Source organism: Acinetobacter sp. YH12249, from assembly GCF_013417475.1.
GTDB lineage: Bacteria > Pseudomonadota > Gammaproteobacteria > Pseudomonadales > Moraxellaceae > Acinetobacter.
Genome location: NZ_VPDX01000020.1, coordinates 47978 through 65659, shown reverse-complemented (window position 1 = coordinate 65659; position 17682 = coordinate 47978). Strand labels below are relative to the sequence as shown.

12 protein-coding genes and 1 pseudogene are annotated in these 17682 nt (G+C 42.2%); 9 read left to right on the top strand and 4 right to left on the bottom strand.

Annotated elements, in window-relative coordinates; genetic code table 11:
- Positions 1–112 (top strand): annotated as a pseudogene (locus FTV25_RS11520) (IS982 family transposase); the annotation flags it as partial.
- 162 nt (positions 113–274) lie between these two features.
- Here the strand turns inward: FTV25_RS11520 and coq7 are convergent.
- Entirely contained in the window at positions 275–910 is a 636-nt protein-coding gene (gene coq7, locus FTV25_RS11515; protein WP_004783823.1) for a 2-polyprenyl-3-methyl-6-methoxy-1,4-benzoquinone monooxygenase, read from the bottom strand.
- 3 nt (positions 911–913) lie between these two features.
- On the bottom strand, positions 914–2233 hold the full coding sequence (locus FTV25_RS11510; RefSeq protein ID WP_180003695.1) for an MFS transporter: 1320 nt from the start codon (positions 2231–2233) through the stop codon (positions 914–916).
- A 174-nt stretch (positions 2234–2407) separates the two neighbouring features.
- Here FTV25_RS11510 and FTV25_RS11505 point away from each other — a divergent pair, with 174 nt between their 5' ends.
- Positions 2408–5164, top strand: a complete 2757-nt coding sequence (locus tag FTV25_RS11505; protein WP_179993317.1) for an autotransporter assembly complex family protein — start codon at positions 2408–2410, stop codon at positions 5162–5164.
- Between the two features lie 38 nt (positions 5165–5202).
- Entirely contained in the window at positions 5203–9726 is a 4524-nt protein-coding gene (locus FTV25_RS11500; protein WP_180003703.1) for a translocation/assembly module TamB domain-containing protein, read from the top strand.
- Between the two features lie 107 nt (positions 9727–9833).
- Here the strand turns inward: FTV25_RS11500 and xseB are convergent, their stop codons facing one another.
- Together xseB and xseA are read right to left on the bottom strand one after the other, a co-directional pair.
- On the bottom strand, positions 9834–10028 hold the full coding sequence (gene xseB, locus FTV25_RS11495) for an exodeoxyribonuclease VII small subunit (protein WP_005235956.1): 195 nt from the start codon (positions 10026–10028) through the stop codon (positions 9834–9836).
- Positions 10018–11289, bottom strand: coding sequence for an exodeoxyribonuclease VII large subunit (gene xseA, locus FTV25_RS11490; RefSeq protein WP_180003705.1), 1272 nt, complete (start codon positions 11287–11289; stop codon positions 10018–10020). Before xseA ends, xseB begins: the two co-directional genes overlap by 11 nt.
- Positions 11290–11742: 453 nt before the next feature.
- On the opposite strand from xseA, the gene FTV25_RS11485 reads away from it, so the two are divergent.
- The 6 genes from FTV25_RS11485 to FTV25_RS11460 all read left to right on the top strand — a co-directional run bounded on the left by FTV25_RS11485 (position 11743) and on the right by FTV25_RS11460 (position 17605).
- Positions 11743–12189 (top strand): I78 family peptidase inhibitor, encoded by a 447-nt coding sequence (locus FTV25_RS11485; RefSeq protein WP_004783808.1) that lies wholly within the window; start codon positions 11743–11745, stop codon positions 12187–12189.
- Positions 12190–12301: 112 nt separating this feature from the next.
- Entirely contained in the window at positions 12302–12661 is a 360-nt protein-coding gene (locus FTV25_RS11480) for a hypothetical protein (protein ID WP_004783806.1), read from the top strand.
- Positions 12662–12875: 214 nt separating this feature from the next.
- A complete protein-coding gene (locus tag FTV25_RS11475) occupies positions 12876–13145 on the top strand; it encodes a hypothetical protein (RefSeq protein ID WP_004783805.1) in 270 nt (89 codons plus the stop codon).
- Between the two features lie 297 nt (positions 13146–13442).
- A complete protein-coding gene (locus tag FTV25_RS11470) occupies positions 13443–16082 on the top strand; it encodes a bifunctional aconitate hydratase 2/2-methylisocitrate dehydratase (protein ID WP_180003707.1) in 2640 nt (879 codons plus the stop codon).
- Between the two features lie 64 nt (positions 16083–16146).
- The gene (locus FTV25_RS11465; RefSeq protein ID WP_180003709.1) at positions 16147–17154 is read left to right on the top strand and encodes a DUF4365 domain-containing protein; all 1008 of its coding nucleotides are present in this window, start codon (positions 16147–16149) and stop codon (positions 17152–17154) included.
- Between the two features lie 229 nt (positions 17155–17383).
- Positions 17384–17605 (top strand): hypothetical protein, encoded by a 222-nt coding sequence (locus FTV25_RS11460; RefSeq protein WP_180003711.1) that lies wholly within the window; start codon positions 17384–17386, stop codon positions 17603–17605.
- The last annotated feature ends 77 nt before the right edge of the window (positions 17606–17682 follow it).

Here is a 17682-nt window from a genome sequence, read left to right as displayed (position 1 = left end):
CAAAGCACGTAGTGTTCATGGATTTCTAGGAGGGATTTACGCGTCCTTGTGTGCATATCAACTGATCCATAAAAATAAGCCAACAATTCAAATTATGAAGTCATCGGCTTAAGCAGGATTCGGGTTAGGTAATAATTTTTTTAATAGAAATTAAATAAAAATAGTATATAAAATAATGATAAATAAAAAATTTAAAAAAAGGGTTCTTAAACTATTTTTCCTTAATTATTTTGAGCATAAAAAAGCCCTCAAAAAAGAGGGCTTCATTTGATACTTAAATATAATAACTGGTTTTAGTCATTAACTTGGAAATACCGGTCATGGCAATCTTGACTGGAAGGGGTAAATCTACGCCGCCTGCAGCCAAAGCTGTATCACGGTGATGCAATTCATCTTCATTCATCTGTTCCAGAATGCGACGTGAGCGTTCATCTTGTGCGGGCAGTTGATTAATATGATGCTGTAAATGCATACTCACTTGGCGTTCGGTTTCTGCAACAAAACCCAGACTGTATTTGTCCCCCGCAATGCCGGCAATTGCACCCATCCCAAAGGAAAGGCCGTACCAGACCGGATTAAGTAAACTGGTATGGCTATCCAGTTCTTGTAAGCGGTCTTCACACCAGGCCAGATGATCCTGCTCCTCAATTGCCGCCTGTTCCATTTCCCGACGTACATTTGGTAATTTCGCGGTTAATGCCTGTCCATGATAAAGCGCTTGGGCACAAACCTCACCACTATGATTCACACGCATTAAACCAGCCACATGACGGGCATCACTTACGGTAAGCTGAGTTTCGACCGGTTTGGCTGGATTTTCCCGTTGTGAGGAAGTCGTTCCGGGAACAAGACTGCGTAATGCCTGGTCAAAAGAATGAATAAGCTTATCGACACCTGTATATTGACGCATGAATTAATCCTCCAAAGGGGCTTTTGCAGTTTTGATCATCGATTTCAATCTATAAAGCAGCCATAAAGTAAACAGGCCACTCAACACAGCAGTAATACAGAAAAGTATTTTAAGATCAAACTCTAAAATGCTTAAAATAATAATTGAGAATATAGCAGAAGATACCATGAAAACGGCATTCAGGATGTTATTTGCTGCAACCACACGTGCACGATGTGAGCGGGGAGAATGCGCTTGCATCATGGCATACAGCGGCACGATATAAAAACCGCCACTAATGCCCAGTAAAGTTACCGCCAGCATCACATGATAATAGCTCCAGCCTTGCTGGAATACATCTGCCAAGCCAAGTAGAGCACCAGTACGTTCCGGAACAAAGACAAGACTTGCTGCCAGATACAATGCAAAAACTACAAGACCAATAGCGCCAATAGGAACCATTTTAATATTGACCTCAGTACCACCTAATCTACGGCATAGATAAGAACCTAAACCGATCCCGACAGAGAAAAAGGTTAAAAGCAGACTGGCAACATTTTCAGAAGCATGCAGGTTTTGTAAGGTAAGCTGTGGAATCTGGGTCAAATAAGTCGCACCATAAAACCAGTACCAGGAGTTACCCAGCAGAATTAAAAAAACCAGCGGTAAACTTTTAGCATATTTAATGGTCTGAAAGCTGGTCCGGAAAAAGTTCCAGTCAATATTGATTTCGAGTGCTGGAATACTCTGCTTCAGAATATAACGACTGGAGAGATAGCCAACCACGGCAATACTTAACACCGTCAGGCTGATCCAGATCAGATTGCCTGTAGAAGCAGCAATGACTGCACCACCCAGAATCATACCGAATAAAATCGCTAATGAAGTGCCTGACTGAAATAGTGCGTTACCTGACATCAATTCATCCGGTTTTAATACTTCAGGCAAAATGGCATATTTAATCGGGCCGAAAAAAGTGGATTGAGTGCCCATTAAAAACAGGGCGAACAATAGAATCCATAAATGACCGAGTAGGAAACCAACAGTCCCCAGAATCATGATCACAATTTCAAAAATCTTTAAATAGCGAATCAGCTGGGAACGTTCATATTTGTCTGCAATCTGGCCTGCCGTCGCAGAGAAAATAAAATAAGGCAAAATGAACAATAGTGCGGCAAGGTTATTTAGTGTGCTAATACTGGCTGATTGTTGCTGAATCCAACCATAGGTAATCACCAGTAATAATGCCTGTTTAAAAACATTATCATTCAGTGCACCAAAAAACTGGGTCAGGAACATGGGTAAAAAGCGGCGGCTCGCTAACAAATGTTCATTGTTGTTCATATAAGACGTGCTACATTAAGATTTATTAAGAAATGTGAGATATACGTAAACATTGAGAAAAATCATGTAAGATACTTTCGTCCATGTAAAGGCAAAACCCAATAATTTAAGTTCTTTAGCTTATCTTTTTCGGTCAAATAATCAATTAAAGAATGTATTCGTTTAGAGTTTGCTATGCCCGCAAAGAGAAAATTTAAACAAACGATGCTGAATCGTAGTATGGGGTCTCTCGTACCATATCATGGCCGAGCCAGGCTATGTATGAGTATATTTTTCATGATGTTATCGCATCAGGGCATGGCACAGACCGAGCAGACCGAAACTCCGGTAGCACTCTCTCAGGCAGAAATGATCGAAGAGTTATCCCAGGAAGCCGTTCGACAAGGGGTAGCTACGACCGAAGCTGAAGCGACAGAAAAAGTTGAAGAAGCCTTAGAACCTGAAACTTCGACCGTAGATAGTATGCAAATGCTGCAAGAGCAGCAGAATATGGGAACGTCTCTGGGTGAATTTCAGCCAATTGAGTTTGATGATTTAGAAAGCCTGCCGGTGCAAACGATTGACCAGAGCATGGCCAATGAGATTTATCAGGTTGCGGAAGAAGCGAAACGCGAAGCGCAAGCCTATCGCCAATCAGCGCAAACTGAAACCGTAGTCAATGACATGAGTCAGCAGGAACTGGTTGAAATCAATCAGGCACCTGTGAATGTTGATCAGCTTATGCAGTCCATTCAGGCCGATAGCCAGATCATTGTACAAAGAAATGAGTCCGGTGCGACCTTATCTGAATTGCCTGCACCAACAACGCCTGAAAATGACAAACGTCCGAATATTTTCAAACGACTGTTTTATAAAATCCGTCCACCTCGCCAGATTATGACCGCCAGTTTGCCTCGGATCAGTGCAGATGTGGTCATTGTGAATGGAAATGGTACTGCACAAAGCAATGGCGGATTGAATCGTAAAGCCCAGTCAGAAGGTTATACGAATCTTAGAAATAATGTAAAAGCTAAACTTTCTAGCTTTACCCAGGAATCCTTTGAAGATTTTTCATCTGCATTACCGCAACTCCGTAATCTGTCCAATCAGGCTGCCCAAGCTGTAGGTTATTACAATGCCCAGTTCAGATTTGAAAAATTATCAGATAGCCGGGTCAGAGTTTATGTAACCCCGAATGAGCCGGTCATTATCAATACCCATAATATTGAGTTTAGTGGCCCAGGTGGTGAACAGCCGCAGTTCCAGGTTATTAGCCTTCTACCGGAACAGGAAGAAGGTGATATCTTTAACCATGGGGATTATGAAAAAACCAAAGACCGGATTAATACCGCAGCCAGCAATAATGGTTATTTTGATGCGTACTGGCGCTTGCATGATGTGCGCATTGCCCAACCCGAAAATACAGCCGATGTGAACCTGCGCTTTGAAACAGGTGAGCGTTATAAACTGGGTAATGTAGAGTTCAGGATGAGCGATCCTGAAAAAGAATTTCCACTGAATCGTGATGTGCTGGAAAGTCTGGTTACCTGGGAAGATGGTGCAGACTACACCTTCTGGCGTGTAAATAGCCTGGCCAACAACCTGACCAACTCACGTTATTTTAACTATACGCTGGTGGATGCGATTCGCCCTGATCCTATTGATCGGGAGCTGGAACTGGCACCGGATATTCAGAGTCTGATAGAAGAACAGAAGTTTTCAGAAGATGAAATAGGTGTAGCCAAGAAAGCTGCACCGGCATCCGATCAGGAAGTTACACAGGATGTGGTGGATGAAGATCAGTTCGCCGGTAGTCGTGATGCAGAAAATCCAAACTTAAGAACTTTGCGGGTTCAGCAGCAGACCAAAGAAGACGAAGAAGAACGTTTAAAGGCTCAGGCTCGTGAAGAGAAAAAAATTCCGGTGATTGTGACACTGAATGCTGACCGTCTTAACAGTGCCGAAGTCGGTCTGGGTTATGGTACAGATACCGGAACACGCTTACGTGGACAATATCGCCGCGCGATCGTAAACAAGCGTGGCCACTCATTTGATGCCAACCTTGAATTGTCACAAATCCGTCAATCAATTGATGGTCGTTATAATATTCCATACAACCATCCACTTAATGACTATATCAGTATCGTGGGCGGTTATGAGCGTGAAGAACGTGATGGTGTGGCTCAAGGTGATGGCCTGTTAATTGAATCCGCGGTACTCGGTGCTGACCGGATTATCAAAAATCCGCGTGGCAGTTGGCAACAAACTTATGGTTTGCGTTACCGCCTGGATCGTCTGACGCAGGATGGTTCTGTTGATTTTAGCCAGATTCCGGAAGCATTCAGATTCAATACTGAAGATGAACAGCAGTCTTTACTAGTGGGTTATGAAGTTTCCCGTACTGATAGTGATCGCCGGGTGAACCCGACCAAGGGCTTTAAGCAAACCTATAAGGTTGAGCTGGGAAGTGAAGCTTTATTGTCTGATGCCGATATGGCGATTGTGAATGCAGGCTGGCGTTTTATCTATTCATTGGGTGAAAATGCCGATCATCAGTTTGTCGGTCGTGCGGATCTGGGCTATATCTTTACTGAAGATTTTGCCAAAGTACCTTATAACCTGCGTTATTTTAGTGGCGGTGATCAAAGTATCCGTGGTTTTGACTATAAGAGTCTTTCTCCGGAAATTGAAGGCTTTAAAGTGGGCGGACAAGCTTTGGGTGTGGCTTCACTGGAGTATAATTATCAGTTCAGGGAAGGCTGGCGCGCTGCAGTATTTGCGGATGCCGGAAATGCCTATAATGAGGATTTTAGTAATCCAACAGAATATGGTGCGGGGCTGGGGATTCGTTGGGCTTCACCGATTGGCCCAATTCGTTTAGATGTGGCGACCGGACTGTCAGATGACAATTATCCGATTCGTCTGCACTTCTTTATTGGCTCGCAGTTATAAAACATTTATTAATTAAAAAATAGTTATTTGGGTAGATCATGGTCGAGAACCAACCACAGCCAGAACAAGAGCAACAACCTGAAGTTGTGCCGAAAAAGCGCCGTATCTTTAGAAGTATTCTATTGTCGGTCCTTTTTTCTCTTATTTTTCTGCTGTCTGTACTGGCGATCCTGTTTTCTACCGATAAAGGCAGTAAATTCCTGCTTGATCAGGTGATGCAGCGCCAGGAAATCATTCATTATGAATATGAAGGTGGGAACCTGTGGCGCGGGATTATCCTGAAAAATGTTCTGGTCACCCTGAAGCCGGTCGATGTCAAAATTGACCGTGCTGATGTCAAGCTGGGTTGGCGGGCGATTATCAAAAAAGAAATTCATCTGACTGAAGCAGATGTACTGAATTTACAGATTATTAATAAAAATCCGCCAAGTGATGAGCCATTCAAGTTCAATGCAATTCGTTTACCGTTTGTATTGCGGGTTGATCATTTACTTCTCGATCACTTGGTGATTAAGACTCAGACCAATGCAGTTGATTTTTATAATATTGAACTGAATGAAGCATTATGGTCAGGTACCGAGCTGAATTTCGAAGATTCCCGCATGGATATGGGCTATCTGTCGGTACGCGAAGCTACCGGGAAAATGCAGTTTGAAGGTAAATATCCACTAGATGCACGCGGGATTTTAAATCTGCCTTCACTCAGAGAAAGCCTGAATATTCATGATATTCAAGTACGTGCTAGAGGTACACTGGATACTATTCAGGCCGGGGTCGCGACCAACACTCCAGATTTGCTGACAGGCTGGGCGGTCCTGCACCCGATGCGTCCTAATGTACCCATGCGTGGTGAACTCCAGTTCAAGCAATATCACTGGCCAATCCTGACAGAGCAGAAACTGTTTACGAAAGATGGTGTGGCTGAGTTTAATGGGAATACCAAGCGCCTGGATCTGAATGTTCGCACCGATATTGAAGGTGAAAATATCCCGAATGGGCAATATACCGCAGTAATGTATACCGATCTGGTCAATCAGCTCAATATTACTGATCTAAATGGTCAGCTGATGAAAGGTTCGGTAAGTCTGGCAGGTACTGTAGGCTGGGCTGATCGGGTGGATTGGGATCTGACAGGTCGCATGAATGGGATTGATCCAAAACATCAGCGAATTCCACAGGTGGTGCAGGACTTTCTGCCACCAAGTCTGGACGGTAATATTGCCTCTACCGGTAACCTGGAAAATGGCCTGCATTTAACAGGACTGGTGGATTTTGACCGCTATGAAACCTGGAATATCAAGCTGGATCAGAAGCCGGTTAAAGACAATAAAGCTCAACCGATGTTACTGGATGTGGCCTGGAAAAATATTGATCGTGCTGTGCCTTATATCGGCTGGTTAAAAAGTGAATCAGGCGATGTTGATCTGGTACTGGTCGAAGGCCAGCAGAATATCCATGTCGCTACTCAGGTTGCTCAGCATGAAGAAGGGCTGTTGCCGACAGGAATGTATCAGGCACAACTAAACCTGAAAAATAATATTCTGAATGTTCCAAGTTTTAAATATAGTGGAAATGGACAGGCCGGCAGTCTAACAGGTAATGCACGAATTGAACTGCCAGAAGAAAAACGTCAGCTCAGATGGTCCGCAGTATTAAATGCCCAGAACCTGAATACTCAGACTCTGGCTGCAGCTTCACCAATTGACCGCTTGAATGGTCGGGTAAAAGCCAGTGGTTATGCACGCCCGAATCAGCAGATTATTAACCTCAGCGGTGTTGATCTGACTGGACGACTGGCTGCGCAAAATGAAACCGTTCATCTGACAGGTAATAGTAATATTGCCTTGTTGTTCCATGATGAAAAAGCAGGTGGCGGATTCAAAAGTTATGCGGTCAATTATGATGGTGCATTAAGTGCTAGTCAGATCAAGGCCAGTCAAGGATTGTTAAAACTACGCTTGTCGGGTACGCCTGATATGCTGAATATCAAGGAACTGCGTCATGATGGGGTCGCTGGAAAAATTAATGCCAATGGTCAGGTGAATCTGGCAAATGGTATTGGCTGGAATGTAAATGCCTCTCTGGTGCGTTTTAAACCTCAGTATTTCAATGCCAAGCTTAAAGGTGAATTGTCTGGCAATCTGCAAACCCAAGGTGTCTGGTCGGATGCAGTGAAGCGTGTCCAGATTCAACGCTTAAATCTGGCAGGTATGTTGAATAATAAACCGGTACGCGGTAAGGGTAATCTGGCTGTATTGATTGACTCCAAGCAGCGTGGTTTTGTACCGCAACAGTTTGAAGCCAATAACCTGTTCCTGTCTTATGCCAGCAATCAGATACAGGCCACAGGTAATGCGCAGAATTTGCAACTGAAAGTGAATGCACCGGCATTATATGAGCTTTATCCAGGATTAAGAGGCCGGGTACAAGGCTACATTAATATGCAAGCACAACCGCGTTTACAAGCAACTGCGAATCTAGCAGTGGATAATTTTGCCTTCAAGAACCTATTTAGCGTAGACAAGATTCGGGTACGCGGTCAGTTGCCGACTTCACAAACCACACCGACCTTATTGACTGCGACCATGGATCAGTTGCGTAGTGGCAATAGACAGATTGTACGTGGTGAAGTTTCACTAGCTGGAACGCGCGCCGCGCATGTGCTACAAGTTCAGGCTGAAAACAAGCTGTCTAAATTTTTTGTTCAGCTGGCAGGTGGTTTTAATGCACAAAATAATTGGTTAGGCCAGATCCAGCGCGGTGATTTCGACTCACTGCGTACTCATCTGGTGCAGCGTCAAAATGCAGCTGTAATTTATAACACTGCACAGTCGGATCTGTTTGTTGGCGCTCATTGTTGGATGAGTCAGCAAAGTCAACTTTGCTTTGACCAGCCAATTCGAGTCAATAAAACTCGAGGTAGTGCTTCATTTATTACCCGTAACCTAGATCTGGCTGACTTTAGTGCCTTCCTGCCAGAAGGCATAGCATTAACCGGTAAAGTGAATGGTTATGCCAAGGCAGCTTGGGCACAAGGTGCTAAACCGAAAATTGATGCTCGTCTGGTAACCCGCAATGGGGTGATCGGCTTATCTTCTGATGATCCGGAATATTTAGGCTCGACTTTAAAATATGATGAAGTGGGGCTGGTCGCAAAAAGCGTGGCCGCTGGATTACAGATTCGTCTGGATGTGAAAACGCCGGATATTGGTACAGGCTATGCCAATGTAATTATTGATCCATATCGTGACAATAAACCAATGCGTGGCGAGATTGCCTTTAACCAGGTTCAGCTGAAGGTCTTTAAGCCATTCATTCAGGATGTGCGTAATCTGGATGGTACCCTGTCGTATGCAGGTAAAATTAGCGGAACGTTAACCGATCCATTACTTGAGGGTGAAATTCGGGTTAAGGACGGGGCGATCAGCATGATTTCATTACCAGTCAATCTAACCAATGTGCAGCTCTATTCATCAGTCCGTCAAAATACCGCGACTATTAATGGTGCATTTAATAGTGGTCGTGGTGCTGGTAAATTAACTGGTTCTGTAGACTGGAAAGGTGATCCTCGCGTACAGCTCAAACTTCAGGGTGAAAATCTGCTGATTCGCCAGGCACCGCTGATTACTGCGGTGGTTACGCCTGATCTGACCCTGGATATGTATCCGTTCAATAAAAAATTGAGCTTGAGTGGTAAGGTCGATGTTCCTCGTGCATTGATTTCTATGCCTGAAGCGTCTGAACCTGTTGTGGGCTTGTCTTCTGACGTACGCGTAGTACGTGAGGGAGATGACCAGCTCGCCATTCTGAAAGCGGCACGTCCATGGGATATTCGCGCAGATGTTGCAGTGTCGTTAGGAAATCAGGTGATCTTCCAGGGCTTTGACAGCCGTATTCCACTCTTAGGTCGTGTCAATCTGACACAACGTGGTCTGGAATCTGCGATGCGTGCCAATGGTGCGATCGGGGTATCACAACGGGTGAAAATTGAAGCTTATGGACAAAGTCTGGATCTGAACCGTGCAATTGCACGTTTCAATGGCCCGTTGTCGAATCCAACCCTGGATATTGATGCCAATAAATCCATTCAAGGTAGCACGGTGGGTGTACGTGTCACTGGTACAGCCTCAAGTCCTGCCATTCAAATTTATAATGATGCTGGCCTGTCTGAACAGGAAGCGTTGAATGCCCTGATTACTGGTCGTATTAATGAAGGGGCTTCAGGCTTGAGTCAGGCAGAAGGTTTCAGATCTGATGTAAATAACACCATTGCAGCCGCAGGGATCAGTCTGGGCTTAGGCGGTACGCGTGCCTTGACCAACCAGATTGGCCGTAGCTTTGGCTTGAGCGGTCTGGCACTGGATGCACAGGGAACCGGGGATGATACTCAGGTGTCTGTAACCGGTTATATTACGCCAGACTTATATATCCGTTATGGGGTTGGCGTATTTACCCCAGTAAACAAGTTGACTTTACGTTATCAAATGAATCAGCGTTTATATCTGGAAGCCAGTCAATCTTTAGAGCGTGCAATTGACTTATTCTATAACTGGCGGTTCTAAGCTAATAAAAAGCCCTCTAAATGAGGGCTTTTTTATAGGCAAGAGATTTTAAAATAGCCTAAGCATTTAAATCATCAAGCTATACTGATTTAAGGTATTCAATAAAATTAATCCTTAAAGGTCTCGTTCAGTGCATTCTGAACGGCTTCCACTCGGGATTTACAGGCTTTATACGCCTGCATAGACTCTTCAACGATTTTCATCAAATTATCAATATCTGGTTCTTGCTGAGATTCAAGTAATTCAGCATTCTTTTTCAAGATGTCATAGCCTTCCTGAAAGCTCAAAGTATCATGACTCATGGGGAGTTACCTGCGTAAGTTGTGCTGAAAATAGGCCATCGTGTAATTCAACCTGAACGGGTTGTTGCACATCAATTTGATGAATTGAACGAACCACGTATTTTTGCTGGCGCACAATGGCATAGCCTTTGGACAAAACATGTTTGGGATTTTGCAGTAGTGTTGCCCGCATCAGGGCATCTAGCTGCTGATTAATTAGTTGGGTCTGTTGCTGGGCAAGGTTAGAAGTATTGGACTTGAGCTGCTCTAAACGTTGCAAGGCATTCACAATCTGGTGATTGGCCAGATTTTGGATTAGTTTTAAATATTGCTCATTCTGGTTTTGATAAGCCTGAATTTGCTGTTGAGAAAGTCGCTGGATGCTTTGCAGGTTATTTATAACTTCTTGCGTCAGCTCGACGACATGATTGCGAATTCCAGCAATCACCTTGCTCGGTGTGTCGAAAGAACGATGAGCGATTTCATCCAGAATCGTCCGATCTTTTTCATGACCAATACCAACCCAGACGGGAACTGAACGTTTGCAGAGCAGGGCAGCCAGCGCATAGTCATTCAAATAAGCCAGATCATTGACTGCGCCACCGCCACGAATGATCACGATCAGATCAGGCGCGTGATGATACGTTTGTGCCCACTGCTTTAAAGCTTGTGCCAAGCTTTGCATGATGCTTTGCGGTGCCGTATTTCCCTGAAAGGTCGCACTGTGATAGATAAATTCGCATACCTGAGCTTTTTGTAAAGCATCAGCATCTTTCTTGAAATCGCCCAGACCGGCAGCCTTTTCTGGAGCAATCACCAGAATCCGGTTTAGGTCAAAAGGTGTAGGGAGATTTTTATTGCGATTAATCAGACCTTCGGTTGTCAGTCTTTCTACAATCTGCTGATAACGTCGGGCTATATCTCCCAAGGTATATCCAGAATCAATTTCTGTAATATTTAGGGAAAACCCATATTGCGGATCAAAGCTGGCTTTGACTTTGATTAAAACCTTAAGGTCCCGGCTTAGCTCAATACCACTTTCACGTTCAAATTGCGTCACAATTTTCTGCGCAGCAAATTTCCAGATGGTGGCCCGGCAACTGGCAATGACCTGATCATTGTCAGGATCTTTCTCTGCCAGTTCCAGATAGTAATGGCCAGCTTTGATATTTAAATTTCGAATCTCAGCTTTGACCCACACCGGTGTATCGAAAGTGATTTTAACCACTTCCTGAACCGTAGAAAGGTATTCTTTTAAAGAAAGCTGGAGATCGTCTTGCATGCCGAGATAAAGTTTAAAATTCAATCAAATATTAAATCAATATGGCCGCTAGTACAAACATCAAGCTTCGTGCATAAAAAGGCTAGGACAAAGAAACTGGGAAATAATTAATTTAATGATCTAAAAACAAAATATTAGAGTAATGCTTGGTTGATGAAGGGTGATAAACACTTTGTATAATAATGTAATGACATTGTCATCTTAAAGCCATTCCAATATTTAACTAAATCTAAATTTTAGTTAGTTTAAGAAAGAGATTACTTTTAAAAGCTAATTATTGATTGATATAAATCATAGGAAATAGTGAGAACTTAAATGGGGTTAAACCTAATGATATTAAAAAATGATCCTGCCGCTTTTTACAGAATTACAAACACTCAAGCCTTTTCAGATCTGACGCTATAAATGGAATATGCTACATTAAAGGCGAATTCCTTTAGAAGAATACCGCTCATGAAAAAAATAATTTTATCTGGTTTGTCCGGATTATTTGCATCCATCCTCCTTGCTGGTTGTAGTACAACCCAGTCGCCTGATTCAAACTCTGCGTCATTAGGAACAGCCAATCCAGCGAGTGCCTATTGTATCAATCAGGGTGGAAAGCTGGAAATCCGTAATGAAACTAATGGGCAAGTGGGCTATTGTCATATAAAAAATGGGCAAGTGGTCGAAGAATGGGAATATTTCCGAGCAAACCAGCCTAAATGTATCGCTGATCAGGCAGCTGCGCTGGTTGGCCAATCCAATTTAACTGAAGCGCAAATCAAAGAGAAAACCAAAGCTCAAATGGTACGCATGGTTGCACCTGGCCAGCCTGTCACTATGGATTATCGTGAAGAGCGCGTGACGGTCACTGTAGATCCAGCCACTAAGAAAGTAGTTCAGGCCAGCTGTGGTTAAGATATGAAATGCTACTTTCGAGCAGGCAGTATCAATAAGAATAGGTAGAAATTTCATTTTAAATGACAAATCTGCGCTGATCTCTTATAGTGCCTCTCGGAAGGAGAAATTCATGAAAAAGTTATTTGCTTTATCGCTGATGGTTGCTCTGGTCGGCTGTGCAGAGAAAAAACCTTTAACCCCTGAAGAGCAGTGGCATGGCTATTGTCGTAGTGTGGGGAATGCTGCACGAACCATTATGCTGGATCGTCAGAATGCGATCGAGAAAGAAAAGGCTGTTGAGCATGCCAACAAGATCGATGATGACATCACTCGCGGTTTTATCCTGAATATTATCGATGAAGTCTATGCACTTCCGGAACAGGAAATTAAGACCGATGTAGATGCAGCCCGTGAGAAAGTCCGCGCTGAATTTACTGAAAAATGTATCGCCACACCACATGATAAAATGCCAGATTACAAACCGTTCTAAGGAACGGTTTTTTTATATCTAAATAAAGCAAACTAGGGAATCTTTATTAAAAATAAATGGCGTTTTATAGATATAAGAATATTCTTCTAATAATAAAAATAGCCTAAGCAATATCAAATATAATTTGTGACAATTGCTAAATCTAAAATATAGAAATGCTTATCTTTATATTGAATAATGAATTTAACTCCAAAGCCTTGAGGAGAACAATAATATGGACGTCGTGAAGTATTTATATCACTCAGATCTGCTGTTAGAAGATGAAAAAGGATTGGCGATTATCGGTGGCGGACGCTATGTCCTGAGTGTAGGAGACAAGGTCGTAATTAAGCAGATCTTGGAGCAAGACAAAAAACGCTGTCTGGTCGAGATTTCCTTTGCCAGCAACAACCATAGTCAGACTTATGAAGATCAATGCGAATTAAAATTTGAGGGTTGTCGGGACGCTTTTCAGCAATATTTGAACTCAACGACAGTCCACTAAGGTGTAGTATCTTTTTCTAAGTAAATCAGGCAACATCGATGTTGCCTTTTTTATGCGTCAAATTTGGTTAAAAGTTGCCATATCTGTACTTAAATTATGCAAGGCGATGATGATTTGATTATTGAATGATCTTTATAAGCATCATTTAGTTATAAAATAATGAGCATCACAAAGAAACACTGTACTTGCATTAACTTTTAACTGGAATTTTAGTAAAATTTTAGAGTCCATATTATTTGTGAAGCTTTTATAAAGCAGGAATTCACAGGTAATTTTTTAAAAAAGAGGAATAACACCGTGCTAGAAGCTTACCGCCAACACGTTGAAGAACGTGCCGCACTCGGAGTCCCACCGAAGCCACTTGATGATGCTCAAACTGCTGCATTAGTTGAATTATTAAAAAATCCCCCAGCTGGTGAAGAAGCATACTTAGTTGACTTGCTTGAAAACCGTGTTCCAGCGGGTGTTGACCAAGCTGCATACGTAAAAGCTGCGTTCTTAGCTGCATTGGCAAAAGGCGAAGCGACTTCTCCACTAGTTTCTAAAGAACGTGCGGTTTACTTACTGGGCACTATGCTTGGTGGTTATAACGTTGCTCCTTTAGTTGAACTTCTAGAAGACGCAGAGCTTGGTGGTCTTGCTGCTGAAGCTTTGAAAAAAACGCTTCTTGTATTTGATGCGTTCCATGACGTAGCTGATAAAGCACGTGCAGGTAATGCAAATGCAAAAGCTGTTCTTCAATCATGGGCTGACGCTGAATGGTTCACAAGCCGTGCAGACGTTCCAGAAGAAATCAAACTGACAGTTTTCAAAGTAACTGGCGAAACTAACACTGATGACTTGTCTCCAGCACAAGACGCTTGGAGCCGTCCAGATATTCCATTGCATGCAAATGCAATGCTGAAAAACGAACGTGATGGCATCAACCCAGAAGTTCCTGGTGAAGTTGGTCCATTAAACCAAATTAAAGACCTCATCGCGAAAGGCAACAAAGTTGCTTACGTAGGTGACGTTGTTGGTACAGGTTCTTCTCGTAAATCTGCAACTAACTCTGTACTTTGGTTCTTCGGTGACGAAATCGCTCACATTCCTAACAAGAAAGAAGGCGGTTACTGCTTAGGTTCTAAAATTGCTCCGATTTTCTTCAACACTATGGAAGACGCTGGTGCGTTACCAGTTGAAATCGACGTAGCAAACATGAACATGGGTGATGAAATCACTCTTAAAATCGACAAGGCTGCTGCTAAAGTAACTGCGTTCAAAGACGGCGCTCAAATCGCTGAAGCTGACCTTAAAACTCCAGTACTTTTAGACGAAGTTCGTGCGGGTGGTCGTATTAACCTGATCATTGGTCGTGGTTTGACAACTAAAGCACGTGAAGAGCTTGGTCTTGAGCCTTCGACTCTGTTCCGTACTCCAGTACAACCTGCTGACACTGGCAAAGGCTTCACCCTTGCTCAGAAGATGGTTGGTCGCGCTTGTGGTCTTCCTGAAGGTCAAGGTATCCGTCCAGGTACTTACTGTGAACCACGCATGACTACAGTTGGTTCTCAAGATACAACTGGTCCTATGACTCGTGACGAACTGAAAGACTTGGCTTGCCTAGGCTTCTCTGCTGACCTGGTAATGCAATCTTTCTGTCACACAGCTGCGTATCCAAAACCAGTTGACGTTCAAATGCAACACACGCTTCCTGATTTCATCATGAACCGTGGTGGTGTTTCTCTACGTCCAGGTGACGGTATTATCCACTCTTGGTTAAACCGTATGCTTCTTCCAGATACTGTTGGTACTGGTGGTGACTCACATACTCGTTTCCCAATCGGTATTTCATTCCCAGCGGGTTCTGGTCTTGTAGCATTCGCTGCAGCAACTGGTGTTATGCCACTTGATATGCCAGAGTCTGTTCTTGTGAAGTTCAAAGGTAAAATGCAGCCTGGTATCACTCTACGTGACCTAGTACATGCAATTCCTTATGTAGCGATCCAAGAAGGTGACCTGACTGTAGAGAAGAAAGGTAAGAAAAACATCTTCTCTGGCCGTATCCTTGAGATTGACCTGACAGAAATGGAAACTGACCTGACTGTTGAGCAAGCATTCGAACTTTCTGATGCTTCTGCTGAACGTTCTGCTGCTGGTTGTGCGATCACTCTTTCTGAAGAGAAAGTTGCTGAATACCTACGTTCTAACATCACTATGCTGAAGTGGATGATTTCACAAGGCTATGGCGATGCTCGTACTATGGCGCGCCGTGTTGAGAACATGGAAAAATGGTTGGCTAACCCATCACTTCTTAAAGCTGATGCTGACGCTGAATACACTAAAGTGTATGAAATCGACCTTTCTACAATCACAGAACCAGTTCTTTGCTGCCCGAACGACCCAGATGATGCAAAACTTCTTTCTGACGTTCAAGGCGTAAAAATTGATGAAGTATTCATCGGTTCTTGTATGACTAACATCGGTCACTTCCGTGCAGCTGGTAAACTTCTAGACAAAGTACCTGGTGGTTCTTTATCTACTCGTCTATGGTTGGCTCCTCCAACTCGTATGGACGAACACCAATTGATGGAAGAAGGTTTCTACAATACTTATGGTAAAGCTGGCGCTCGTACAGAAATGCCAGGCTGTTCACTGTGTATGGGTAACCAAGCACGTGTAGCTCCAAACACTACTTGTGTGTCTACATCTACTCGTAACTTCCCGAACCGTCTAGGTCAAGGTGCTAACGTTTACCTAGCATCTGCTGAGCTTGCTTCTGTTGCTGCTGTATTGGGTAAATTACCTTCTCCAGAAGAATACCAACAGTACGCTGCTCAAATCGACAGTATGTCTGCTGACATCTACCAATACTTGAACTTCGACAAGATGAGCGAGTATACAGATGCTGCTAAAGACATCGATACCAAAAAAATTGCTGCTGCTCAATTAGCTTAATCTTAATTGATTGATAGTTAAGTTAAAGTAGTTTATAAAAGCTCCACTTAGGTGGGGCTTTTTTATGTCTATTGATAAAAGAATTTTAGATAACTTAGGTGTAACTACAGTTACTTCATTAGTCGAAACACAATTTATGTGTGGATGGCAAGGTTATGATGCTAAAAATGACAATGCATTTGATGGCATGATTATCATGAGGAAAGGGAGTGGTTCTGCAAAAGAGACAGGTGGAATTATTTTTGTACAAATAAAATGTGGAACAACTGGTGGTTATAAAGTAGTTAGACGAAAAGACCCTGAGCATATAGGGATACAAGTTGGCGAGGAGTATATCCAAAATCATAGGGAACGTTGGAATATAGTGCCAAGCCCATCCATCCTTATTTTTGTAGATGCTGATAATTATGATGTTCGTCAACCACATAGATATGAACCAATTATGTATTGGGTAGACTTAAAAAAGGAGGAGAGTTATTGCACAACTAATAAACAACTCATTTTAGTACCTAAAAAGAATAAGATTAGTTTAAAGACTAAAGGTGATTTTCATGTGCTATGTAGGGGGTATCTAGGAGATGTTACATTAGAAGATATTTTTATTAATAGTAGTGAAGGGTTGCCTATACACTTAGGTTCAAAAATTAGTTTAAAGTCATCTGCATGGGATTATTATAAAAAATGGAGAAATCAAGGTGTTTATAATCATAAAAAACTAGGGAAAATCTACATTAATGGTATGGGATGGAAGCATATTACAAGAGCAGGCAGAGGTAATCAGAGGATTATAGCTTCTTGGTTATTATTACCTGTTGCGAAAAAAATTATAGAAAATACTCATAGCTTTAAAGTTTTGGATAGAATTGATATAAAACAAAAAAGCGATTTAAATAAAGTACTTGTAAGAGATTATATAGCACTTCGAGCTAATGTTAGCTTTAATTATAGAGATTCAAGTGTTGTACAAGTTATTTTAAAAAGAGAAAGGCTTTATGATGTAAATAATGGATTACTAAATCAAAACTTGTGGTTCTATTCTGTATTTGAATTAAGAAGAGGAAGAGTGCAGTAAATTTCAAACGGAAACACTAAAGCGAACATAGTTTTTGAAAAGACTATACGCAATTATCGTCTTTATTCGATAAATTCTTTCTAATATTGAAATAAACTGCAGTAAGATATTACTATTAGAGGTATTTATAATCAATACTATAAGTATTAAATGATAAAAAATAATTTTTTATTAAATTTCATGAAATAATTAACTTTAACTACTTAAGTCTAGATTTTAAATATTTAATATGCCCAAACAATCCCGATTCCTTTGTATTGGCGGTTTCTTAAACGGAACTCAAGTTAAAGACCAAGGCGACAGCTTTGTCTGCGTCGAAAATGGTAAACAGGTGACTTACCATAAAAAGGAAATCTTTCATGAAGATGCTTGGGATCATGATTATTATGTTTGTGAAACTACGACTGACCAGCAAGCACGCAACTGGGTTTATGATATTCCACCACATTAATTGTCTCTATTCAGGCTGTAAATTAAACAATTACTAGAAACAATAACTTGCATAACATTTCTAAAATTGATTTTTCA